This window comes from Sandaracinus amylolyticus, assembly GCF_021631985.1.
GTDB classification, from domain to species: Bacteria; Myxococcota_A; Polyangia; order Polyangiales; family Sandaracinaceae; genus Sandaracinus; species Sandaracinus amylolyticus_A.
In genome coordinates, this window is the sequence record NZ_CP070225.1 from 9,768,410 (window position 1) to 9,791,912 (window position 23,503).

The 23,503-nt window shown below is 72.4% G+C and carries 19 protein-coding genes; 7 read left to right on the forward strand and 12 right to left on the reverse strand.

Annotated features, from left to right (window positions below; all coding sequences use genetic code 11):
- Positions 1-16: 16 nt before the first annotated feature.
- The 3 genes from I5071_RS41560 to I5071_RS41570 form a co-directional block, all read right to left on the reverse strand.
- Positions 17-3,376, reverse strand: a complete 3,360-nt coding sequence (locus I5071_RS41560; RefSeq protein WP_236518939.1) for a PAS domain-containing protein — start codon at positions 3,374-3,376, stop codon at positions 17-19.
- A 61-nt stretch (positions 3,377-3,437) separates the two neighbouring features.
- On the reverse strand, positions 3,438-4,196 hold the full coding sequence (locus I5071_RS41565) for an enoyl-CoA hydratase/isomerase family protein (RefSeq protein WP_236518940.1): 759 nt from the start codon (positions 4,194-4,196) through the stop codon (positions 3,438-3,440).
- Between the two features lie 68 nt (positions 4,197-4,264).
- A complete protein-coding gene (locus I5071_RS41570) occupies positions 4,265-5,896 on the reverse strand; it encodes an adenylate/guanylate cyclase domain-containing protein (RefSeq protein ID WP_236518941.1) in 1,632 nt (543 codons plus the stop codon).
- Between the two features lie 125 nt (positions 5,897-6,021).
- Here I5071_RS41570 and I5071_RS41575 point away from each other — a divergent pair, with 125 nt between their 5' ends.
- Together I5071_RS41575 and I5071_RS41580 are read left to right on the forward strand one after the other, a co-directional pair.
- On the forward strand, positions 6,022-6,669 hold the full coding sequence (locus I5071_RS41575) for a hypothetical protein (protein WP_236518942.1): 648 nt from the start codon (positions 6,022-6,024) through the stop codon (positions 6,667-6,669).
- 21 nt (positions 6,670-6,690) lie between these two features.
- The gene (locus I5071_RS41580) at positions 6,691-7,869 is read left to right on the forward strand and encodes an MFS transporter (RefSeq protein ID WP_236518943.1); all 1,179 of its coding nucleotides are present in this window, start codon (positions 6,691-6,693) and stop codon (positions 7,867-7,869) included.
- Here the strand turns inward: I5071_RS41580 and I5071_RS41585 are convergent.
- From I5071_RS41585 to I5071_RS41595, 3 genes are all read right to left on the reverse strand, one after another.
- Positions 7,859-8,383, reverse strand: a complete 525-nt coding sequence (locus I5071_RS41585; RefSeq protein WP_236518944.1) for a hypothetical protein — start codon at positions 8,381-8,383, stop codon at positions 7,859-7,861. The genes I5071_RS41580 and I5071_RS41585 overlap by 11 nt on opposite strands.
- Complete coding sequence (locus I5071_RS41590; protein WP_236518945.1) at positions 8,380-8,796, reverse strand: hypothetical protein; 417 nt, start codon at positions 8,794-8,796, stop codon at positions 8,380-8,382. Before I5071_RS41590 ends, I5071_RS41585 begins: the two co-directional genes overlap by 4 nt.
- Positions 8,797-8,901: 105 nt before the next feature.
- Positions 8,902-9,444 carry a hypothetical protein gene (locus I5071_RS41595; RefSeq protein ID WP_236518946.1) on the reverse strand — a complete coding sequence of 181 codons (543 nt, stop codon included), beginning with the start codon at positions 9,442-9,444 and terminating at the stop codon, positions 8,902-8,904.
- Between the two features lie 78 nt (positions 9,445-9,522).
- On the opposite strand from I5071_RS41595, the gene I5071_RS41600 reads away from it, so the two are divergent.
- The 3 genes from I5071_RS41600 to I5071_RS41610 all read left to right on the forward strand — a co-directional run bounded on the left by I5071_RS41600 (position 9,523) and on the right by I5071_RS41610 (position 11,235).
- Positions 9,523-9,807: a DUF167 domain-containing protein gene (locus tag I5071_RS41600; RefSeq protein ID WP_236518947.1), complete on the forward strand. Its 285-nt coding sequence runs from the start codon at positions 9,523-9,525 to the stop codon at positions 9,805-9,807.
- A 135-nt stretch (positions 9,808-9,942) separates the two neighbouring features.
- The gene (locus tag I5071_RS41605) at positions 9,943-10,389 is read left to right on the forward strand and encodes a hypothetical protein (RefSeq protein WP_236518948.1); all 447 of its coding nucleotides are present in this window, start codon (positions 9,943-9,945) and stop codon (positions 10,387-10,389) included.
- Between the two features lie 120 nt (positions 10,390-10,509).
- Positions 10,510-11,235: a hypothetical protein gene (locus tag I5071_RS41610; RefSeq protein ID WP_236518949.1), complete on the forward strand. Its 726-nt coding sequence runs from the start codon at positions 10,510-10,512 to the stop codon at positions 11,233-11,235.
- 55 nt (positions 11,236-11,290) lie between these two features.
- On the opposite strand, the gene I5071_RS41615 is transcribed toward I5071_RS41610, so the two are convergent.
- Together I5071_RS41615 and I5071_RS41620 are read right to left on the reverse strand one after the other, a co-directional pair.
- Positions 11,291-14,104, reverse strand: coding sequence for an ATP-binding protein (locus I5071_RS41615; RefSeq protein WP_236518950.1), 2,814 nt, complete (start codon positions 14,102-14,104; stop codon positions 11,291-11,293).
- Between the two features lie 9 nt (positions 14,105-14,113).
- Entirely contained in the window at positions 14,114-14,869 is a 756-nt protein-coding gene (locus tag I5071_RS41620; protein WP_236518951.1) for a hypothetical protein, read from the reverse strand.
- Positions 14,870-14,901: 32 nt separating this feature from the next.
- Here I5071_RS41620 and I5071_RS41625 point away from each other — a divergent pair, with 32 nt between their 5' ends.
- Positions 14,902-16,080, forward strand: a complete 1,179-nt coding sequence (locus I5071_RS41625; RefSeq protein ID WP_236518952.1) for an alanyl-tRNA editing protein — start codon at positions 14,902-14,904, stop codon at positions 16,078-16,080.
- A gap of 251 nt (positions 16,081-16,331) precedes the next feature.
- Here I5071_RS41625 and I5071_RS41630 read toward each other — a convergent pair whose 3' ends face one another.
- Together I5071_RS41630 and I5071_RS41635 are read right to left on the reverse strand one after the other, a co-directional pair.
- Entirely contained in the window at positions 16,332-17,276 is a 945-nt protein-coding gene (locus tag I5071_RS41630) for a transposase (protein ID WP_236518953.1), read from the reverse strand.
- Between the two features lie 100 nt (positions 17,277-17,376).
- The gene (locus I5071_RS41635; RefSeq protein WP_236518954.1) at positions 17,377-18,750 is read right to left on the reverse strand and encodes an FAD-dependent oxidoreductase; all 1,374 of its coding nucleotides are present in this window, start codon (positions 18,748-18,750) and stop codon (positions 17,377-17,379) included.
- A gap of 119 nt (positions 18,751-18,869) precedes the next feature.
- On the opposite strand from I5071_RS41635, the gene I5071_RS41640 reads away from it, so the two are divergent.
- Entirely contained in the window at positions 18,870-22,721 is a 3,852-nt protein-coding gene (locus I5071_RS41640) for a serine/threonine-protein kinase (RefSeq protein WP_236518955.1), read from the forward strand.
- Here I5071_RS41640 and I5071_RS41645 read toward each other — a convergent pair whose 3' ends face one another.
- Entirely contained in the window at positions 22,722-23,165 is a 444-nt protein-coding gene (locus I5071_RS41645; RefSeq protein WP_236518956.1) for a PaaI family thioesterase, read from the reverse strand.
- Positions 23,155-23,490, reverse strand: coding sequence for a cupin domain-containing protein (locus tag I5071_RS41650; protein ID WP_236518957.1), 336 nt, complete (start codon positions 23,488-23,490; stop codon positions 23,155-23,157). Before I5071_RS41650 ends, I5071_RS41645 begins: the two co-directional genes overlap by 11 nt.
- Positions 23,491-23,503 lie beyond the last annotated feature (13 nt).

The window sequence follows — 23,503 nt, forward strand, 5'->3', positions numbered from 1 at the left end:
CGCGCCAAGCGCGAGCTCAGCGCGTGCGACGCGGCGCCATCTCGGAGATCACGCGGGCGACGGTGGCGGGATCGGTGGGCTTCGCGAGGTGCGTCTGGAAGCCCGCCTCGCGCGCGCGCCACGCGTCCTCGGGGCGCGCGAACGCGGTCATCGCGATCGCGGGGACGCTGCCTCCGCCGAGCGTCGGTCGCGCTCGCACCGCGCGCAGGAAGCCGTAGCCGTCGAGCACCGGCATCGCGACGTCGCTGACGATCACGTCGGGCACCGCGCGATCGAGCGCACGGAGGCCCTCGGCTCCGTCGCGCGCGTCGACGACCTCGGCGCCCGCGGCGGAGAGCGCGACGCGCAGCGCCTCGCGCGTGTCGTCGTCGTCCTCGACGAGCAGGACCTGCACTCCGTCGAGGCGGATCACGCCGGGCGCGATGCGCTCGGGCATCACGCCGTGCTCGCTCTCCGCGACGTCGGGCCTCGCGGGCAGCCGAACGACGAAGCGCGTGCCGCGATCACGACCTTCGCTCGCGACCGAGACGCTGCCCCCGTGCGCCTCGACGAGGTGCCGCACGATCGCGAGCCCGAGGCCGACGCCTCCCTTGCCGCGCCCCGGTGTCGGTCGCGCCTGTCGGAACCGTTCGAACACGTGGGGCAGGAACGTGGGCTCGATGCCGATGCCGTCGTCCTCGACGACGAGCTCGAGCGCATCGCCGTGGCGGCGCAGCACGACCCGCACGTACCCCTCGTCGCGGGAGAACTTCACCGCGTTCGAGACCAGGTTGCCCACGACCTGCTGCAAGCGCGATCCGTCGGCGCGCACGCGCGGGCAGGGAGCGTCGGCGACGAGCTCGATGCGCACCTGCCGGGCGTCGGCGACCGGGCGCAGCGCCTCGATCGCGGCGCGCGCGACGAGCTCGGGATCGACGTCCTCGCGCTCGAGCCGCAGCGTGCCCCCGACGATGCGCGCGACGTCGAGCAGATCGTCGACGAGCTTCGCCTGCGCGCGCGCGTTGCGATCGATCGTGTCGAGCGCGCGCGTGACGAGCGTGGCGTCGTCGGTGCGCACCCGCGCGATCGCGGCCCAGCCGAGGATCGCGTTGAGCGGCGTGCGCAGCTCGTGCGAGACGGTCGCCACGAGCTCGTCGCGCATGCGCGTGGCGTCCTGCGCGGCGCGGAAGAGCCGCGCGTTCTCGATGAGCAGCGCGGCGCGGTGCGCGATCTCCTCGAGCAGCGCGACGTCGAGCCATCTGCCCTCGCGCTCGCTCGTCACCGCGATCGTGCCGAGCACACGCCCGCGTACCTCGAGGGGCGCGGCGATCACCTCGTGCGCGTGGGCCGCGTCGACGTATCGGCGACCCGCGTCGGTGAGGACCTGCGACGCGCCGCCGTCGAGCCGTATCCGGACCGACCTGCCGCTCCGCACGGCCTCGCCGTTGAGCGAGCCCTCGACCGGCGTCGGCTGCTGCGCGAACACGGCTTGCGCGAGCGACTCGCGCGCTGGATCGAGGTGGTGCAGCGCGACCGTCTCGAGCCACTCGCCGTCGGGCGAGAGCAGGTTGATCGTGGCGAGATCGCCGAGCTTCTGCGCGGCGATGCGCGCGATCGCGGCGTGCGCGAGCTCGGGATCGAGGCTCACCTCCGCGAACACCCGCGAGATGTCGGCGAGCGCGCCGAGGCGCTGGGCGTCGCGGGCTCGCTCGGCGGCCGACTCGCGCGCTTCGGTGTAGAGGCGCGCGTTCTCGAGCGAGATCGCGGCGCGCGCTGCGAGGCGCATCGCGAGCGCGCGGTGTCGCGGCCCGTGACGCCGCCCCGAGCGCGCCATGCCGACGTGGAGCACCGCGAGCGTGCGGCCGTGCGCTGCGATCGGCACCGCGAGCGAGGTGCGCGCGCCGATCGCGCGCAGGATCGCGAGCTCGTCCGCGTCGTGCGCGATGCGCTCGAGCAGCGCGTCGTCGATCTCGATGATCGGGGGCACTTCGCCGGGGTGCTCGATGGCGCGCGCGATCGGCGCGAGCGGATACGCCGACCAGTCGCGCAGCGCGTGCAGCCGCGCCTCCTGCGCCTCGTCGTCCGCGGCCTCCGCGACCTGTCGATGTCGCCCGTCGCGCTCGACCACGCCGAGCACGCACACGTCGCCGAGCATCGGTACCGCGAGCCGCGCGATCCGCCGCAGCGTCTCGTCGACGTCGAGCGACGCGCCCAGGATGTGCGCGGCCTCGGCCATGAACGCGTCGTTGGCGCGCGCCTCTTCGAGCGCGGCCTGCACGTGCGCGCGATCGAGCGCGGTCTCGGCGAGCCTCGCGATCTCCTGCGCGAGACGGAGGTCCTCGGGCGCGTGCACGCGACCCGAGCCCGGCGTGCGCGTGAGCTCGAGCGCGCCGTGCGCGCCTCCGCCGAGCGCGAGCGGCACGACGATCACGTCGGAGGTGCAGATCGTCTCGCCGCGCTCGATCACGCGCGCGATCTCCGCGGCGACGGGGCGCTCGTCGCGTCGATGCACCGCGGCGTGATCGGCGACCGCGGGCACCACCGCCTCGACGAGGCACGCGAGCGTTGCGTCGGGCCCGAGGGGCTCGGCGAGCGCGCGACCCACGCTCGCGAGGAGGTCGCGCCTGCGTGCGGCGAGCACGCGCTCGGTCACGTCGAGCGAGAACGCGATGACGCCCTCGATCGCTCCCTGCTCGTCGCGCAGCGGCTGGTAGGTCGAGTCGAACACGCGCTCGCGACCGTGCAGCACGTAGTGGGTCGCGGGCGTGCGCACGACCTCACCCTCGCGGTACACGCGGTCGTGGAGCGCGAGCACCGGCGCGCCCATGCCGGCCTCCGCGACCAGGTCGCGCATCGGACGTCCCAGCACGGCGCGCGCGCCGAGCGCCTCGAGCGCCGGTGGGCTCAGCGCCTCGAGCACGTGGTCCGGGCCCAGCGCGAGCGAGACGAACGCGGGCAGCTGCGTGAACGCGTGCTGGATGCGCGCCCGCGCGCGCTCGACGCCCTCGGCGGCGCGCTTGCGATCCGTGATGTCGGTCACCGTCACCACGAAGCCGAGCACGCGCCCGTCGTCGCCGCGCCGTGGCTCGTACCCGACCTCGATCCAGCGCGGGCCCTTGCCTGCGTACGCGATCTCGGTGTCGAAGCGCTGGGTCTCACCCGCCAGGGCCGCGGCGATGTGGTCTCGCAGGCGCGCATACGCGCGCTCTCCGAGCACTTCGCGCACGCTGCGCCCGATCACCTCGTCGGCGCTGCGCCCGTGCCACGCGACGTACGCGCGGTTCGCGAAGCGGAACCGCTCGTGCGCATCGACGTACGCGATGCGCGTCGGCACGAGCTCGAGGATCTCCGCCAGCGCGGCCCCGAGATCGCTCGGCGGGTCACCGGGTCCGTTCAATGGCTGCTCCTGGCCCCGCGGACGTAGGCGCGGTCGGCGCCTCCACAACGAGAGGAGACGATCACTTCCGGCGCGTCAGGAACGCCTGCACGGCCTCGACGTTCTCGGCGCTGCCGTACCGCGTCGCGAGCACGCGGTTCTCTTCGTCGATTGCGTGCTGCATGTCGCCCTGCTCGCCCTTCTCGACGAGGCGCCGGCACTCGAGGATCGCGCCCGGCGGGAGCGCCGCGATGTCGTTCGCGATCGCCATCACCTCGGCGGTGAACGAGTCGCGCGGGAACACGCGGGTGACGAGGCCCCAGTGCTCCGCGGTGCGCGCGTCGATCGGCTTGGCGCGCAGGAGCAGCTCGCGGGTGCGCTGGTGGCCGATGAGGCGCGGCAGCGCGAACGAGCCCGCGTACTCGACGACGAGCCCGAGCCGCACGAAGGGCACCAGGAACGTGGCGTGCTCGGCGGCGTACACGAGATCGAAGTGCGGGAGCATCGTGACGCCCATGCCGACGGTCGGGCCCTGCACCGCGGCGATGACCGGCTTGGTGCACGCGCGCAGCGGCTCGTAGAGGCGCGCGACCTTGCTGATGTCGCCCTCGAGCCCGCCGGTGCCCGCCTGCAGGAAGAGGTTCACGTCGGCGCCCGCCGAGAACATGTCGCCCGCGCCGGTGACCACGACGACGCGCACGCCGTCGTCGGCGCTCGCGCGCTCGAGCGCGCTCCAGAGCGCCTCGGTCAGCGCGATGTCGAACGCGTTCTTCTTCTCGGGGCGGCTCAGCGTCAGCACGCGCACCGCACCGTGATCTTCGACCCGCAGCACGTCCGTCATGGCGCTCGCGACGGTACTTCACGGCGCGAGGCGGCGAAAGAAGGAGAGCAGGCGACGGACTCGTAGCGTCACCCGCTCAGCGGTCGGAAGCGCAGCGGGTGCTCGACGTTCTTCACCTTCGCCTCGCGCCACGCCTCGAAGCGCGCGGCGTCGCCGACGACGCTCACCAGCGAGTCCATGCACAGGATCTCGCCGCCCTTGGCCTGGCCCTGGAGGCGCGCGGTGTTGTTCATCCCCGCGCTGAAGCCGGTGTAGTCCTCGTCGGGGCCGAACACGCCGACGAAGAGCGGGCACCAGTGCAGGCCCGTCGCCACGTCGAGGGGCTCGGCGCCCGCGAGCTCCGGGAGATCTTCGTGCGTCGTGAGCGAGCGCGTGAAGTCGCGGATGCGCGTCGCAGCATCGATCGCCGCGAGGCACAGCTCCTCCCGCGAGCGATCGAAGAAGGGCGGGCCCCAGATCCCGATGATGCAGTCGCCGACCATCTTGTCGAACACGCCGCCGGTCTCCCACACGATCTCCACGACGCGCTCGCTCCACGTGTCGACGAGCCGACCGATCGCCTGGGGGCGCACCAGCACCTGCTCGCAGACCCGCGTGAAGCCGCTGATGTCGCAGAACATCACGGCGCACTCGCGCTCGCGCGGCGTGAGGTACTTCTCGCGGTAGCTCTCCTCGCGCAGCAGGCGATCGCACGCCTCGCGCGGGAACGCGACGCTCAGCGTCTTCCACTCGCGGTTGAAGTCGACGATGCGCTGGCGCAGCGAGTCCGCGAAGCGATCGAGCAGATCGCGATCGAAGGTGTTGAACTCGCCGCGCTTGCTCGCGACGACCAGGCGACCGACGACGCGCGCCGATCGCACGCCGTTGATCAGCACCTCTTCGCGATAGCGGCGGATGCCGAAGCGCTCGCGCACCTCGGCGTCGTCGCCCGCCATCATGCGGAACGCGCGCGAGCGGAGGAACGCATCGACCTCGGGATCGGTGCGCGCCATCGAGTCGTGCGCGAGCACTCCGTTCTGCACGATCTTGTAGTGGAGCGTGCGGCCCGACGCGTCGTCCTCGTGGCGGAACACGAGCAGCATGTCCTCGAAGGGCACGTTCGCCTGGAGGATCGCGAGCGCGGCGCGGAGGCCGTCGTCGAGCACCGGATCGGCGAGCGCGTCGCTCATCGCATCGATCGCGATCGCCTTCTTCCGCGCCAGCGCGATCGACGCGAGCGTGTTGTCGATCTCCTCGCAGAACACGTGCAGGAGGCCGCGCACCCGCTCGCTCTGCGCGTCGTCGAGCGCGCTCGGGATCAGCACCGCGGCGGTGCCGAACGGATCGCCCGCGACGTCGATGCGCTGCGCGATCACCGTGCTCGCGCCGACGCGCTCGACGATCGATCCGGCATCGGCGCGCGCGGCGAGCGCGTCGAGCGGAATCGGCAGCGTCGCCTCGTCGCCGGTCGCGTGCACGAAGTCGTGGAGCGAGAGCGTCTCGTCGTAGGTGCGGATCCACGCGACCCGCGCATCGACCGCGTCGCAGAGGACCGGCATGAGCAGGCGCATCGCGTGATCGAGCGGGAGCCGATCGCGCACCGCGATCTCCGCCAGCCGATCCACTGCATCGTTCAGGCGCCAGCGCTCCTCGAGCAGCGCGACCCGCGCCTCGAGCTCTGCGATCCGCGCCCCGGCATCCAGGTTCGTCGTCCCCGCCATCGCGTCCATTGTCGCCCCGCGCGGCGCACGAAAGAAGCGCGATCGTGGCGATGCGCCACGACGACGGACGCCACGGGTTTCCGCCGCGATTCTCCGCGCCCATGCGCTCTCGAAGAGGAGAGAACATGCGCCGCATCGCCTCCAAGCCGATCTCGCTCGCGTTGGTGCTCGGGCTCGCCGGGTGCGGCGCGACGACCGAGCTCACGCCCGCCGGCAAGGCCGATCGCGTGCTCGGCGCGCCCGACGTCGCGTACACCGAGGCCGCAGGGGTGCGGTGGCTGGTGCAGGGCGATGCGTGGACCGGGCGCGATCAGATCGCGCGCGTGCTCACGCCGGTGCGGGTGCGCATCGAGAACCCCGGGCCGCGACCGATCCTGATCCGTCACGGGCACTTCGCGCTCACCGACGACTCGATGCGCCGCTATCGAACGGTCGCGGCCTATCGCGCGCCCGACGCGATGCCGCAGCCGATCCCGGTCGTGCGCGAGATCGACGCGTCGGGCTTCGATCCCTCGCCCACGTACGACGCGTTCTACACGGCGCCCGACAGCGAGGCCGCGACGCTCTGGCAGGACGTGCAGCTGCCGGTCGAGGAGATGCGGCGCCGCGAGCTGCCCGAGGGTCTGCTGCACGCCGGTGGGTTCGTCGACGGGTTCCTCTTCTTCCAGCACGTGCCCGCCGACGCGGGGCGCATCCTCTTCCGCGCCGACGTGACGAGCCACGACGGGATCCGGCTCGGCACCGCGCTCGTCCCGCTCGCGGCGCACGAGTAGTCGGTGCGCCATGATCGCGCCGTGACCTCACGTGCGCGCCTGCCCGCCGCGGTCATCGCGCTCGGGCTCACCAGCCTCTTCACCGACGTCGCGTCGGACATGATCGTGCCGCTGCTGCCCGCGTTCATCGCGACGCTCGGCGCGAGCACCGCGATGCTCGGGTTGATCGAGGGCGCGGCAGAGGCGACCGCGAGCTTCCTCAAGCTCGGCTCGGGCTGGGTCGCGGATCGATCGCCGCGCAAGAAGCCGCTGGTCGTGCTGGGCTACGCGATCGCGACCTTCGCGCGGCCGCTGATCGCGTTCGCCGGGATCCCCGTGCACGTGCTGGCGATCCGCGTCGTCGATCGGGTCGGCAAGGGCGTGCGCACCGCGCCGCGCGACGCGATGATCGCGGCCGCCGCGCCGCCCGGCGAGGCAGGGCGTGCGTTCGGGTTCCATCGCGCGATGGATCACGCAGGCGCGGTGATCGGACCGCTCGTCGCGACCGGGCTGATCGCGCTCGGGCTCACGGTGCGCGGGGTGTTCGCGGCCGCGCTGATCCCCGGCGTGATCGCGCTGATCTGCGTGCTCAGCGTGCGCGAGCCCGCGCCCGAGGCGATGCCGGTCGCGAAGGGCGAGGCGCCCACGATGGTCGGGCCCGCAGTGCCGCGATCGTTGCGCAGCTATCTCGGGATCCTCGCGCTCTTCGCGCTCGGCAATTCGTCGGACGCGTTCCTCCTGCTGCGCGCGCAGGACCTCGGGGTGCCGATCGCGATGATCCCCGTGCTCTGGGCGGTGCTCCACGTCTCGAAGGTCGTGAGCACGTGGGTCGGCGGCGACCTCGCGGATCGCGTGCCGCGCCCGCGCCTCGTCGCGATCGGATGGATCGTCTACGCGCTCACGTACCTCGCGCTCGGCCTCGCGACCGAGGCGTGGCAGGCGTGGGTGATCTTCGTCGTGTACGGCGCGTACCACGGGCTCACCGAGCCCGCCGAGAAGGCGATGGTGAAGGACCTCGCGCCCGCGAGCGCGCGCGGCCGCGCGTTCGGGCTCTATCACTTCGTGATCGGCGTGACCGCGGTGCCCGCGGGCGTGCTCACCGGGTGGATCTGGGACGCGTTCGGGCCGCTCTACGCGCTCGGGCTCGGCGCGCTGATCGCGGGGATCTCGGGCGCGCTGCTGATCGCGTGGGACGCGCGGGGTGGGCTCGTCAGAACGTGAGCCCGAGCGCGACGCTGCCCGCACCGACGTCGAGCGCGAGCCGCATCGGCACGCGATGCGGTCCGACGACGCGCAGCTCCTCGTGCACGAAGGGCGAGAGCGTGAGCAGCACGATGCCCGCGACCTGCGCGATCGACGCGACGAAGCCGCCGAACGAGTGCCCGAAGTAACGCGGCGTCGCGAACCACGACCCGGTCGACGGGCACGTGGGCGAGAGCGCGCCCGCGATGCCACCGCCCACCGGCACGAACCAGCTCCCGACGTTCGTCCTCGCGCACTCCTCGCGCGTCGCGAGATCGATCCCGAGCGCGACCGACGCGCCGTAGCCGAGCACCGAGAGCGCGACGCCGATGCCCACGAGGCGCAGGTCGGGGACGGTCTGCCACTCCGGGTTCACCGACTCGGTCGGGGGCGCCGGCGACGACCACCACGCGCGAGGATCCTGCGCGTGGGCGCGCGCCGAGCTCGCGAGCACGAGCGCCGCGACGACGATCGAGAGCACGAGGCGCGTCATCGGCGCGTCCCTTCGAGCTGCCCGCGCAGGCGCGCCGCGGTCTCGGCGTAGACCCGCGCGAGGCCGCGATCGAGGATCACGTGCGCGTTCGGGCCGCGCGGCTCGACGCAGCGCGAGCCCGGGCGCGTGGCGACGATGCGCAGGAGCAACCAGCCCTCCCGCGACGCGCGCGCCTCGAGGATCGGTCGGTCGTGCCCATCGGCGCGGCAGTGCCGCATCTGCGCGCGGACCACGCCCTCCCAGGGATCGACGACGGCGTCGTAGCCCGATGCGCGCAGCGCGATCGCGACCCGATCGAGCAGCGATGGATCGGCCGGCTGATAGGGCCCGAGCGTGTACGTGGTCGGCGCGCGGACCGACGCGCACGCAGGCAGCGCGAGCGCGAGGACGAAGAAGGCGACGAAGCGAAGCATCGCCGCGGCCGATCCGCACGCGGTGTGCCTCGCGCGGAGCGCGACGAAATCAGCGAGTCGCGGGTACCGGCGTGCAGCGCGATGCACACGCGCGGCGAGCGCGCTTCACGGGCGCTGATCGCGCGAGCCGGTCACGAAGAGCGTCGCGTCGACCTGCGTGCTGGGCGCGTGCGCGCCGATCCACACGTCGTACTGCCCGGGGCGCGGCGCGAACACGTCGACCATCGCGTTCGTCGTGCGGCCGGGGATCGCGTCGTCGTTGCAGAGGAAGCGACCGCTCGGATCGGCGATCACGAGCGTCACGTCGGTCGCCGCGCGCACGAAGAAGCGGAGCAGCGGTGCCGATCCCGAGAAGCGCACGATCGCGTCGGGCTCGGCGGCGACGTAGCCGCGGCACCCCGCGCCGAGCCGGAGGTCCGCGACGTGGATGGCGCCGCCGGGGCGAGTCGCCGTCGAGAAGGGATCGGGCGTGAACGCTGCGCGCAGCGGATGCACGCCGGATCGGGCGCGACCGCCGCCGACGGTCAGTCGGGTGGTGGGGGCCTGCGCGTGTGCGTCGCTGGTCGGCCCCTGCACGCATGTCGCGACCACCAGCGCACATGTCAGCGCTGCGCTCGCGACCGCCATCCCGACCCGCGTCTGCCCCACGACGGGAATACTTACGCACGAAGGGTCCACGCGAAAGCCGCGGCGATCGACTTCGAGTGCTAGGACGCCCCCAGCGACATGCTGTCGATCGAAGAGGGACCGGGTCTGGTGCGCTTCGACGTGCGCGTGGCGCCGCGCTCGAGCCGCGACGCGATCCTCGGGGTGCACGACGGCGCGATGAAGGTCGCGCTGACCGCGCCGCCGGTCGAGGGCGAGGCGAATGCGGCGCTCGTCGCGCTGCTCGCGAAGAAGCTCGGTGTCGCGAAGCGGGACGTGGTGCTGGTGCGCGGGGAGACGTCGCGCGCGAAGCGCGTCGAGGTGCGCGGCGTGGGCGCCGACGCGGTGCGCGCGCTCGTGCGGTGACGAGCTGTCATCCAGAGCTGCTCGCGGGTCGAGCAGCGCCGGACAAGTTGTCATTCCGGCCGACCGGGGTTGGGTGAATTCGCGTGATTTGCGCGGTTTTTGCGCTTGGCACGCCTGCTGCTGATGACGGCTCCCATGCAGTGGGGCCGATTCGCAGTGTGGGGTGTGATCGCGACGGTGGCGGTCGGTGGTGTCGCGCTCGCCGCGGACGCGCTCGTCGAGAGCGACGAGGAGCAGATCGCGGAGATCGCGGACGCGCTGACCGGCCCCCGCATCGAGCGTCGCGTCGACGCCGTGCTCGCCCACGTCGACTCCGCGCGTGCGCCGGTGACGGTGCGCGCCGACGGCTGGGGCAACGAGTTCGGCGAGGACGACGAGGATCCCGCCGACGCGATCCGCGACGCGCTCTCGCCGCTGACCGAGGGTGACCTCGAGCTCGTCCAGCGCTCGGTCGACGTCGAAGGTGATCGCGCGCGCGTCGCGCTGCGGGTGCGCACCGGTGAAGGCGCGATCGTCGACGCCCAGCTCGCGCTGCGTCGCGACGGACAGTCGTGGCTGATCGACTCCGTTCGTCGCCTCTGATCCCGCGACCAACAAAGACTTCCATCCGTTCCCATCCCGTTCGCGTTCCCATCCCATCCCATCCCTCCCGAAGATCACGGCGTGCGCGTCGCAGCGACGTGCGCGGTACAGTGCGCGCCGATGCGCCGCGCCGCCGTGATCGCCCTTTTCGTGCTCGCTCTCGCCGGTTGCGACGAGGGGCCGCGCGGCACGAGCGGGGGCTCGTCGAGCGAGGACACGAGCGGTGGTGAGCGGCTCGCGCGAGCGCGGCGCGAGATGGGGCTGAGCGAGGTCGCCGAGGAGGACGAGGACCACGGCGAGCTGCCCTTCGCGCTCGGCCCCGAGCATCTCCCCGAGCTGCCACGCGACGTCGACGCGGAGTCGGCCCCGCTCGCGCCGGGCCTCGCACGTGCGATCGATGCGCTGATGCTCGCGCGCCCCGAGCCCGAGGCGGATCTCGATCGGCCGGGGTACCAGACCTTCGTCGAGGAGGACTACGCGCGCTGGGTCGCAGCGCGCGCCGACGCGCTCCGCGTCGCACGCACGGCGCTCGCGCCCGCCGAGCAGGGTGAGGTCGGCGAGTACGTCGTCGCATCGGCGGTGATCGGGCTCATGCTCGCGCGGTTCGCCGACGCGATCGCGACGATGCCGGTGCCGCGGGCGATCGATGCGGTGCCCGCCGATCGACTGCGCTTCCGCGATGCGTTCCTGCGCGCCGCCGCGCCGCTCTGGGATCGAGCGGTCGACGCGTTCGGGGCGTGTGCGAGCGCGAGCGCGCGCGCCGACGATGCCACGTTGTCGCGATGGCAGCGCTTCTGCGACGAGCGCCTCGAGGACGCGCAGGAGGCGCCGCGCCCGGTCGAGTGAACGAGTGTTCAAGAATCGGCTCGCCCACTCCGAGCGAGCACTCCAGCTGAGCTGATCACTCGTGCGTGACGACCGGGACGTCGGCGGAGATCAGGTACGCGCCGCCCCGGGTGATCAGCAGCTCGCGGAGGCCGGCCTTGCGCAGGCCGTTGATCGCGACGCGCAGGCGGATCGCGGCGGCGCGATCGAGGATGCGCTCGCCGGGCCAGCCCGCTTCGATCAGGCGCGAGGGCGCGACCGGAGCGTCGGGGGTCTCGACGCGGGCGCGCGCGAGCGCCGCGAGGATCGCGGGCAGCGCGCGACGGTGTTCGAGCTCGACGCGCTCGCCGCCGGGAGTGCGGAACCATCGGCCCGCGGCGCCCACCTCGAGCACGGCGCCGCGCTCGGCGCGGGCGATCGCGGACGCGAGACGTCGCGCTGCGGCGCGCGCCTCGACCGGGACGTCGTCGCGTCCCTGGAGCTGCGCGACGCGGCTCCGCGCCACCGCGATCGCGCGGCGCTGGGTGCTCGTGAACTCGCCGGTGTCGGTGCCGCGTCGTGCGATCGCGAGATCGAGGAAGCCGCGCTGCACCGCGAGCGCGACGCGCGGTCGGGGATCGCTCACGCCCGCGAGGCGGGCCTCGGCCTGCGCGAACTTCGCGTCGCTCTCGTCGATGCGATCGCGCTCCGCTTCGAGCGCGGCGAGCCAGCCCGAGAACACGAGGCCGATCCCGGGGTGGCCCCCGAAGAACGACTCGGCGCGCGCGAGATCGGCGTGTGCGGCCTCGAGCTCGCCTTGCTCGAGACGGATCGCACCGCGGTATCCGATCGCGAGCGCCTCCATCGGCCGCTGACCGGTGCCGCGCGCGAGCACGAGCGCGCCTTCGATCGTCACGCGTGCGGCGTCGATCGCGCCCTCCGCGAGCGATGCGAGCGCGCGCTGCACCGCGACCGCGACCTCGGCTGCGGGATCGCCGGCCTCGCGCGCGGTGCGCTCCGCATCGGCGAGCAGTGCGCGCGCGCCGGGGAGATCGCCCTCTTCGATCGCGAGCTCGCCGAGGTACGAGAGCGTGAACGCTTCCCAGCGACGATGCCCGGCGCGCCGGTGTGACTCGAGCGCTTCGGTCCAGCGACGTCGTGCTTCGTCGCGTCGACCGAGCCCGTGGTACGCGGCAGCGACGCGATCGAGGGTGACGCCGATGGACAGGCGATCGCCGTGGGTCTCCTGGATCGCGAGCGCCTCTTCGAAGAGCGGCAGTGCCTCGGCGGTGCGACCGGTGTTGAGCGACATGCCGCCGAGGAGGCGCAGGCTCGTCGCCTCGAGCGCGGCGTCGCCGGTCGCGCGTGCGATCGAGAGCGCGTCGCGGGCGTAGAGCGCGCAGGCTTCGGTCTCGGCCATGCGCCACATCACCGCGGCTTGGGTGGCGCGCGCGAGGCCCTCCAGGCGACGGCGTCCCGCGGCGCGCAGTCGCTCGTGGGCGATCGCGAGATCGTTCGCGGCCTGTCGCTGGGTGGCGTGGGCGAGCGCGCGGAGGCGGCCGCGTCCGAGCAGGAGCTCGTCGTGTCGAGGATCACCCTCGGGCACGTGCACGATCACGCGCTCGAGGCGATCGAGCACGAAGCGCGCGCCGCCGACGAGCTCCGCGAGCGAGACGAGCGCGAGGGTGACGTCGACCGCGGCGCCCACGTCGTCCTCGGCGCGATCGGCGATGCGCACCAGCTCGTCGCGCTCGCGGCGGAGCCAGCGCGCGGCATCGAGGCCGCCTTGGCCGTAGAGCGCGGCGGCGGCGCGGCGGGCGCCCGCCGCGAAGAACGCGCGGTGCCGCGACTCGGCGCGGGGTGCGAGCCCGAGCTCGTCGAGCTTCTCGCGTGCATAGGCGCGCACCAGCGCGGGCACGCGGAAGCGCTGCGAGCCGTCGGCGCGCGACCGCCACGCGCGCACGAGCGACCACTCGACGAGCTGCGAGAGCGCGCCGAGCACGGTGCCGGTGCGGATCTCGCCGAGATCGACGATCGCCTCCGCGGTCTCGCGAGAGAACGCGCCCTCGAGCACGGAGAGCTGCGCGAGCGCGGACTGCTCGGCGGGGCGGAGGAGCGACCACGACTCGTCGAGCGCACCGCGCACCGTCGCGGAGCGGGCCGGCACGTCGCGTCGGACGTCGGCGAGCACGTCGAGGCGTCGCGCGAGGCCGCGCGAGAGATCGTCGATGCCGAAGGTGCGGGCACGCGCGGCGCAGAGCTCGATCGCGAGGGGAAGGCCCTCGAGCTGTCGCACGATCGCGTCGACCTCCGCGAAGGCGTGCGCGTCGTCGGTGAGCTCGGCGCGCTCGCGGCGCGCGATGGTGAGGAAGAGGCGCGCGGCGTCGCTCGGCTCGCCTTCGCGGCGCGGCTCGGTCGAGAGCGGCTGGAGCTCGTGCACGCGCTCCATCTCGACGCGCATGCGGGCGCGGCTCGCGACGAGGAAGCGCGCTTCGGGCGCGGCCTGGAGCATGCGCGGGAGCGACTCGGCGGCGGGCTCGATGACGTGCTCGAGGCCGTCGACGAGCACGAGACACGGACCGTGATGGGCGAGCGCGCGCGCGATCGCTTCGATGTCGTCGTCGCGATCGCCGGTGGGCTCGTCGATGTCGAGGCCGACGCGGAACGCCTGCGCGAGATCGCACTCGATGCGCGCGCGCTCGGCGTCGACGCGCACCACGCGCTCGGGCCACGCGGCCGCGATCTCGCGCGCGAGGCGCGTCTTGCCGACACCGGGCGGACCCACGATCGACACGACGCGGCTCTGCGCGAGCGCAGAACGCACCGCGCGGACGTCCGCGTCGCGCCCGATGAGCGGCTCGGACGCGGGCGGGATCGTCGGAATCTGGCGGGTGGGCTCCCCCTCGCGCACGGGGACACTCTATCGCAGGCGAGCACCCGTCCGGCGAATCACGATGCGGGTGCCGGGCGCATCGGCGATCACGAGCCGGAGGGGGCGAGGCGCGCTGCGATAATCGGCGGTGCGGCCGCGCAGATCGAAACGGCGCTCGGCGTCGTCGGGCATCCATGTGAGACCGAGCACATCGATGGTGTCGCCCTCGTGGATCTCCACGGCGCGGGCGCGTGCAGCGTCGCCGGCGCGGACGATCGCGTCGCGGCACGCCGAGGAGACGAACGGCGAGATGGTGTCGAGGTGCTCGTCGAGCGTGCGAGGGATCGGGGGCGCGATGATCAGCGGGGCGCGCGCGAAGGCGATGATGATGGGCTCGCCGTCGTGGGTCTCGATGGCGAACTGGGTTCCGTCGACGACGCGGAACGTCGGGGTCCAGAGGTCGCGGAGGACGATGGTGTCGCCGGGCTCGCGGGGGGTGAGACAGGTGACGCGGCCCGATGCGAGGCGGGTGACGCCGATGGGATCGTCGTGGCCGTCGAGGATGGGGGTGGTGGGGTCGAGGAGGGAGAGGGTGTCGCGGCCGGTGTCGTCGAAGGGTGGGCGGAGGGTGATTCGCCGAACGTCGGTCGCCCGGAAGAACGCGAAAACGCGGGAAATCCGCGAGCGCTCGGCGAGGTAGGGCGCGGCTTCGACGCGGCCGAGCGTCTCGAAGGAGTCGGCGCCGAAGCGGCGCTCGACGAGAACGCGATCGTCCGGGGTGAAGAGGTACGCCGAGCGCGGCATCGCGAGCGGGGCGCATGCTACCACCGGGTGCGATGGGGACCGTCCGACTGGAACAGGAAGATCCGCTTCTCGTGGAGTTCGATGCGACCGTGGTTGACCACGCGCGTCACGGATCGCGGGCGTCGGTGGTGCTCGATCGCAGCGCCTTCTATCCCGAGTCGGGCGGGCAGATGGCGGATCGCGGCATGCTCGCCGGCGCGCGCGTGGTCGACGTGCAGATCGACGACGAGGGGCGCGTGCACCACGTGCTCGAGGGTGCGCTCCCGGAGATCGGTGCGAGCGTGCACGGCGCGATCGACGCTGCGCGGCGCCGCGTGCACATGGCGCTGCACACCGCCCAGCACCTGCTGTCGCGCGCGCTCGTCGAGGTCGCGGCGGCCGAGACCGTGAGCTCGAGGCTGGGCGAGTCGGTGTGCACGATCGACGTGGATCGCGACGGGATCGCGGAGGCACGGATCGCGGAGGCCGAGAGCTTCGTGCATCGCGTCGTCGATGAGGATCGCGCGGTGCGCGCGTGGTTTCCGACGAGCGAGGAACTCGCGGCGCTGCCGCTGCGTCGCGCGCCGAAGGCCGAGCACGCGAGGGTGCGCGTGGTGGACGTGGCCGGCGTCGACGTGTCGCCGTGCGGCGGGACGCACGTGCTGCGCACGGCGCAGATCGGTGTGATGCGGGTGATCGGGAGCGAGCGCTACAAGGGCGGCACGCGGATCTCGTTCTCGGCGGGGGCGCGGGCACGCGGGGAGTTGCTCGCGGAGAGCGCCGTGCTGCGGGAGCTCGCGCGCGGGCTGCAGACGGCCCCGCTCGAGGTGCGTGGCGGTGTCGAGCGCGTGCGGGAGTCGCTCGAGGGCGCGCGGCAGGAGCTCGGTCGGATGCGCGCCGTGCTCGCGAGGAGCATCGCGAGCGGAGTGCGTTTCGAGGACGGCCTGGGGCGGGTGTGGATCGAAGAGGGGGGAATCGAGTTGGTGCGTCAGGTGGCGGCAGAGCTGACGCGTGACGGGGATCGTGTGGTGATGGTGGCGGGGCCGGTCGAGGGCGGCGTGCACGTGGTGGTCGCGCGGGGGCCGGCGTCGAACGTGGATGCGCGAACGCTGCTGGGGGAAATCGCGAAGGCGACGGGGGGACGCGGGGGAGGGCGCGCGGAGCGCGCGGAAGGGCGGATGCCGGAGACGGGTGACGTGAGGCGAGTGGTCGAGGCCGTGGGGCAGGGCTGACCGACGTTCGTTCGGCGCAAGGTGCGCGGCTCGTCGCCCAGGGAGCCAACCGACCGACGTCGAGTGAGGCCCATCAGCGTCGAGTGGAACGGAAACGCTCGTCGCCGGACGTCGAATCGATGCTCCGCGGACGCAACTTCGTCGCGACAGCGCTCGCGAGCTCGTTCTCGAGCTTCGCTTGCGTCGCGCGCGGATACACCTCCGCCGCCGCGCGTGCAGTCACGAGCGAGCGCCAACGTTTCCGCAGGCTCTCAAGCCGCGGCGCGCATCGGCTCGACTGGCGCGCCGTGCGTCTGGCGCATCAACCAGGTGCCCGCTGGGAACGCCACGTCGCGTCGCCCTCTGCGCCACGAATCGAAGGCATGTCGATACGCCAATCGGAATGCGCGCAGCCGCACTGCAGCAGCGATCAACGCGTCTCGATCTCCGCGTCCGACCGCGAATGCTGGCGCGAGAGAGCGCAGCGGCTCGTGCGATCGTGCGCGCCTGAACGGCGACAACCTCGCGCAGCGGTCGGCCCCGAGAAACGTCCCACCGCGTTCGCTGACCTCTGCACGGGCCGCGGATTCGAGTGCCGCGACTTCGTGCGCAATCAGCTCACGGAACTCGGCGTCGCTCATTCCGAGCTCGCCCGCGGCGCGCGGCATCTCGAGTCGCAACATCACAGTCGGAGGCCACCTGTCGTCGTCGGGAGCGAAGTACTCGGCTGGGCGTTCGATGCGCCACTCCGCACTCCCGATATCGTGAGAACGCGTCGTGACGCCGGGCCAGTCTCTCGCGCGCCGCACGAGCGCTGCCGCGACGGGATTGGCGATCGCATACGCAATCTTCTCTGCGACTGCGGCTGGAGTGCGTAGCTCGACGACGCTGGTCGCTTCGTGATCCCACACGGCGCCGTCCCACTTGCGCAGGACTTTCGTCGCGAGCGCCATGTGACGGTGCAGATAGTGAAGGAACTCGGGCAGTCGACCCTCGGGATCCGACACCACCAGATGCTCGTGCGTGCTCATCAGCACGGCGGTGTGGACCAGCACTCCCACGCGCGTCGCTGCGATTGCGAGCGTGTAGAGGAAGATCCGATTCATGCGCGGGTCGGGCGCGAAGAGGTGATAGCGACGAAGAGTGCGGCGCGTGATGAGGTACACGCCGCCGGGCTCGATGAGGCGCGGCTGGGTCACGCACGCGTCGCCGAGCACGTCGCGTACCGGCCCTTGCGCAGGCAAATCGCCGAGAAAACTCAACGTGGGTCGGCGGGGTGGCGGCGGAGTGGCGGCGGAGCCGCCACCCCGCATCGGGTCACCGCGTCCTGCGATACCCCGGGCACTGCCGCGCCTTCGCGCTCTTCTTCTCCTGCGTCGGGAACATCACGCTCTGGATCTGCTGGTAATCCTCCAGCGCATCCGCCTGCGTGAACGGGAACGTCCCTCCGAGATCCGGCCTCGTCCCCACCACCATTCCACTCGTGATCACAGCATCCGCGCTCGCCCACACCGTCGAAGTCCCGCAATGCCAGGTGTTCTTGTTCCCCTGGATCGTATGGAACTCCGACCGCGCGCCCGTCTGCCTCAGCGTCGCGAGCTCGTGCTCCCACTGCTCGTATGCGAACACCTTCGAAGGATCGGGCCGCCGCGCCGTCGAATCGTGATTGTACCCAGTGATGATCGTCGGTCCCGCGCTCGCCGGCAGTCCCAATCCGACACCGACGTTGAGGCTGAACACACCCTGGAGGTCCGGCTTCACCTCGTCGCCGTCGTACCAGTACTGCGAGCACAGATCCTGCGGCAGGTGCTGGCTCAGCACGCTCGTGTCGCTGTGCAGATAGACATCCGCCTTCTGGAAATCGAACGATCCCAGAATGGCCTTCTCCTCCGGAGTCGCATCCGCGAGCAGCTGCAGAGTCAGATTCGCCTGCGTCGCGAAGATGACCTCGTCGTATTGCTCCTCACCGCCGCTCCCGTCGGTGATCAGCACGCGATTCCCGCTCCGACGCACCTTCTGCACGGGGCGCTCGAGCAGCCACCGCGCGGGCGTGTCGTTCGCCATCGCGTCGACGTACTGCCGCGTTCCCTTCGGGAACAGCCGCCACGTCGTGCCATTGAAGAACGACAGCTGCTTGTCCGAGAACAATCCGAGGATGTTGACGATCGGCGCCTGCAGCAATCCCGCCCTCGTCACCACCAGCAGCGTCAGCACCGGAGACAGTGCCTTCGCCGCGAATTCCTCATTGTATCCGAGCTTGTTCAGCCAGTACTCGACCGACCGGAGTTGCTCTTCGATAGGCAGATGATCGATCCGCGCCGCGTCCACCTCGAACCGCGAGCACTGCTCTCGGAGCCGCTGCCACAGCGCAGTGTCCGGACCGCCGGTCCACCACTTCTCGTCCTTGAAGCTCGCGCCGATCGTCCAGCCCGCCGCGCGTGTCTCGATCTTGTACTTGTCGATGATCGCGTAGAGCACCGGATACGTCCACGGGTCGGTCAACAGCACGCCCACGTCGATCGGCCGGACCACGCCGTCCGCGCCTTTCACGTCGACCGTGTGTGCGTGTCCGCCGAGTGTCGATGTCGCTTCGTACACCGTCACATCGGCCGCGCGTCCCAACACGTAGGCCGCGCCGAGACCCGCGCCGCCACCGCCCACGATCGCGATCTTCTTCTTCTTGTCGGCCATGCGCCCCTCCGTCAGGTCGACTACCAGAGCGCTCGCGACGCCCGCAACGCTGAACGTTCGCTCTCCAGACGCGAACGTTCTTGCGCGATGCGCAGCGCGCGGCGACGATCCCGGGTCCTGTGCGGCCCGGGGATCTCGTCGCGAACCGTTTCGAGGTGCTCGTGCGCGCCGGCGCCGGCGGTATGGGCGTCGTGTATCGCGCGCGCGATCGCCTCACCGATGCGTCCGTCGCCATCAAGGTGCTGCACGATCCAGATCCCGATCGCGACGCTCGCTTCACACGCGAGACGCGCGTCCTCGCGACGCTCGCGCACCCCGCGATCGTCTCCTACGTCGCGCACGGCACGACCGAGCACGGCGAGCCCTTCCTCGCGATGGAGTGGCTCGAAGGCGAGGACCTCGCGCAGCGCCTCTCGCGCGAAGGGCTCGAGCTCCACGACACGGTGCGCCTCGCCCGACGCATCGCGGAAGGCCTCCGCGCCGCCCACGCGCAGGGCGCGCTCCATCGCGACGTGAAGCCGAGCAACGTGTTCCTCGCCGCGCGCGATCCCGCGCAGGCGAAGCTCCTCGACTTCGGCATCGCGCGCACCAGCCACGCGACCCGCGCGGTGACCGGCACCGGCGCGATGGTCGGCAGCATCGGCTACATGGCGCCCGAGCAGGTGCGCGGCGAGCGCGACATCGACGTTCGCGCCGACGTCTACGCGCTCGGCTGCGTGCTCTTCGAGTGCCTCACCGGGCGACCGGTGTTCGTCGGCAGCCACCCGGTCTCGATGCTCGTGCAGGCGCTGCACGAGTCTCCGCCCTCCGTCTCCGAGATCCGTCCCGAGGTGCCGAGCGACCTCGCGGCGCTCGTCGATCGCATGCTCTCGAAGGCGCGGACCGGGCGCCCTCGCGACGTCGACGAGGTGCTCGTCGCGCTCGATGCGCTCGGCCCGATCACGCGCGGGCCCGTGCTGCGCGCGCCGAAGCGCAAGGTCGTGAGCACCGGCGAGCGCCGCGTCGTGAGCGTGGTACTGGTGCAGCTGCCGCAGCTGCCGGCCGCGACCGAGGATCGCGCGACCGTCGGCAGCGACGAGCACGCGCGCTTCCTCGCGCCACTGCGCACGTGCGTCGAGCCGCTCGGCGGCACCGTCGTCGTGCTCCCGCGCGGCACCGCGCTCGTGCTGCTGCGCGGCCGGCCGAACGCGAAGGACGAGGCCGCGCAGGCCGCGGCGTGCGCGCTCGCGATCCACGCGGTGATCCCCGACGTCCGCGTCGCGCTCGCGACCGGGCCCGCCGAGGTCTCGGGTCGGTGGGCCGCGGGTCCGGTGGTCGATCGCGCGTCCTCACTCCTGGACGAGACCCTCGAGCGCAACGTCGGAAACCCGACCGGGGTTCGCATCGACGAGGTCACCGCGTCGCTCCTGGACGGACGTTTCTCGGTCCACGGTCGAATGCTCACCGGCGCGCGCGCCTTCGCCGGCGAGTCGCGCAAGCTGCTCGGCAAGCCCACGCCCTGTGTCGGCCGCGAGCGCGAGATGGCCTATCTCGAGAGCACGTTCGCGTCGTGCGTCGCCGAGCCCGAAGCGCGCGCGGTGGTGCTCGTCGCGCCCGCGGGCATCGGCAAGTCGCGCCTTCGCCGCGAGCTGGTCGCGCGCATCACCGCGCGCGAGGAGCCGGTCACCGTGCTCACCTCGCGCTGCGATCCGCTCTACGCGGGATCACCGCTCCACGCCGCCGCGCAGCTCGTGCGCATGGCCGCCGAGATCCACGAGGACGCGACGCACGAGCAGCGCCACGCCGCGCTCCGCGCCCACGTCGAGGCGGTGATGTCCGTGCCCGAGCGTGCTCGTGCGCTCGACTTCCTCGGCGAGCTCGCGCACGCGCCCGCGCCCGGCGATCCCAGCCCTCCGCTCCGCGCCGCCCGCAACGATCCGCGCATCATGGCGGAGCAGACGCGCCTCGCGTTCGAGGAGTGGATCCGTGCGCTCTGTGCGCGCACCCCGCTCGTCGTCGTGATCGAGGATCTGCACTGGGCCGACGTGCCCAGCGTCGCGCTGATCGAGCGCGCGATCGCGCGCGCCGAGAGCGAGCCGCTCTTCGTGCTCGGCCTCGCACGCCCCGAGTGGCGCGACGCGCTGCCGCGCCTGCTCACGCAGGCCGCGGAGATGCCCATCGAGGCGCTCACCAAGCGCGCCGCCGAGCGTCTCGTGCGGGCGCTGCTCGGCGAGCAGATCGAAGCGACGACGGTGCGCCGCATCGTCGAGCGCGCAGGCGGCAACGCGTTCTATCTCGAGGAGCTGATCCGCCACGTCGCGGAGCACGGCGACGAGTCGATGCCCGAGAGCGTGCTCGGCATGGTGCAGTCGCGCGTCGATCAGCTCGATGCCTCCGCGCGCCTCGTGCTGCGCGCGGGCAGCGTGTACGGCGAGTCGTTCTGGACCGGCGGTGTCGCCGCGCTGATCGGCGAGGCGCTCGCCGAGCCCGAGCTGCACGCGTGGCTCGAGACGCTGGTGCGCCTCGAGGTGATCGAGCACGGGCGCAACGAGAAGTTCGCGAGCGAGCGCGAGCACGTGTTCCGTCATGCGCTGGTGCGCGACGTCGCGTACGCGATGCTCGTCGAGGGCGATCGCGCGCTCGGACATCGCCTGGCCGCGGCGTGGCTCGAGCGCGCGGGCGAGCGCGATCCGCAGGTGCTCGCGCAGCACCACCTGCGCGGTGGTGAGCCCGCGAAGGCCGCGCCGTACCTGCTCGCAGCCGCGGAAGCGTCGCTCCACGCGGGCAACCTCGATGGCGCGATCGCGCTCGCCGACAAGGGCCTCGCGTGCGAGCCCACCGGGGCGCTGCGCGCGCGCTTGCTGGTCACCAAGGGCACGCCGCTCGGATGGCGCGCCGCATGGGACGCCGCGACGCCGCTCGCGACCGAGGCGATGGAGCTGCTCGAGCCCGGCTCGCCCGAGTGGTCGCAGTCGGCGGGGATCGTGATCCTCGCGAGCGCGGCCGCGGGCAATCCCGGCAAGATGTTCGAGCTCATGCACGCGATCCAGCGCATCGAGCCCGCGCCCACCGGCCCGTACGCGTTCACCGTGTTCATGCTCGCGACCGCGTTCGCGCAGCTCGGTCAGCGCGCGATCGCGACCGCGCTCGACGACAAGCTCGCGATCGCGAGCGCCGCCGATGCCGCGCGCGATCCTGCGTTCCGCGGGTGGCGCGAGATCGTGCGCACCGTCGTCGCCGACAAGCCGCGCACCGATGCGCTCGCCGACGCCGTGCGTGCCGCGCGCGGCGCGATGGACGCGATGAGCGAGGCCAACGATCTCCTCGGGCTCGGCGTCGCAGGCGGATGGTACGCGCGCGTGCTCTCGCTCGCGGGCGATCAGGACGCGGCGCTCGAGCAGGCGCGGGCGACGATGGACCTCATCGATCGCACCGACAACCGCTTCACGCGGCATCGCGCGGTAGGCACGCTCGGCTCGATCCTCGTGCTGCGCGGCGCGCGCGCCGAGGGCATCACGGTGCTGCGCGATCAGGTGCTCGCACAGTCGACCGACGCGATGGCGATGCTCTTCGCGCGCGCCGAGATCGCGCGCGGCTTGCTCGAAGAGGGCGACCTCGACGGCGCAGAGCGCGAAGCGCTCAAGACGATCGACGACGCGGGGTTCCTCTTCCAGCCGCACAAGGCCACCGCGCTCGCGGTGCTCGCGCGCATCGCGCTCGCGCGCGCGGATCTCCCGCTCGCGCTCGAGCGCGCGCGAGAAGGACGCAAGATCGGCGAGCAGAACGGCATGGACGCGCTGACCGCGTCGATCGTGCGGTGGATCGAGGCGCACGCGCTGCGCGAGCTCGGCGATCCCAGCGCGGACGAGGCCGCACGCAGCGCGGCCGAGCGCATCGACGCGATCGCGACGGCGCTCGCCGAGCTCGGCCTCGATCGCTCGTGGCGTGCGATGCCCGAGAACTCCGCGACCCTCGCGCTCTGCGGCGGGTGATCAGCGCTCGTCGCGTGACCTGAAGCGCATGTAGCAGACGTGTCCGGTCGCGACGTGCCGGTGGGCCTCGTCGAACACGTCGACGTGCACCGGGACGAGCGCGCGGCCGAGCTTCACGACCTCGGCGTCGACGTGGATGCCGGTGGTGCATCGCGCCAGGAAGCGGAGGCTCACGTCGGTCGTCGCGAGCGCGGCATCGGCACCGACCCGGGTGAGGATCGCGAACGCCGCTGCGCTGTCCGCCACCGTCGTCACGATGCCTCCGTGCAGCGAGTCGAAGATCCCGTCGTGACCGCGCGAGCGCGGCGCGAAGAGCGAGCAGCGCCCATCTGCGAGCTCGATGCGCTCGAGGCCGAGCGTCGCCGTGCTCGGGATCGACGCGATGCGCGCGAGGATCGCGTCTCGCGCGGCAGCGTCGATCGCGCTCGCTCCCTCACGCCGCATCGCGGGTGAGCTCCAGGCCGCCGGGCAGGACCAGGAGGAACGTGCACTCCTCCTTCGCGTGTCCGTCGTGGACCTCGCCGGGCGGCGTGTAGAGATAGTCGCCGGCCGAGAGGAGCTTCCCGCCGGCGCGGAGCGTGCCCGAGAGGATGAACGTCTCCTCGCCGCCGGGGTGGTGGTGGCGCGGCGCGTGGGCGCCCGCGTCCATGCGCACCAGCAGCGTGACGCCGGGTCCGGTCTCGTGACGGCGCAGGACGCAGATGTGGATGCCCGGAGCGAAGGGCTCGAACGATCGGTCGTGGTGGGAGCGATGGCGCGTCGTGGTCATGGGCCCACCATGC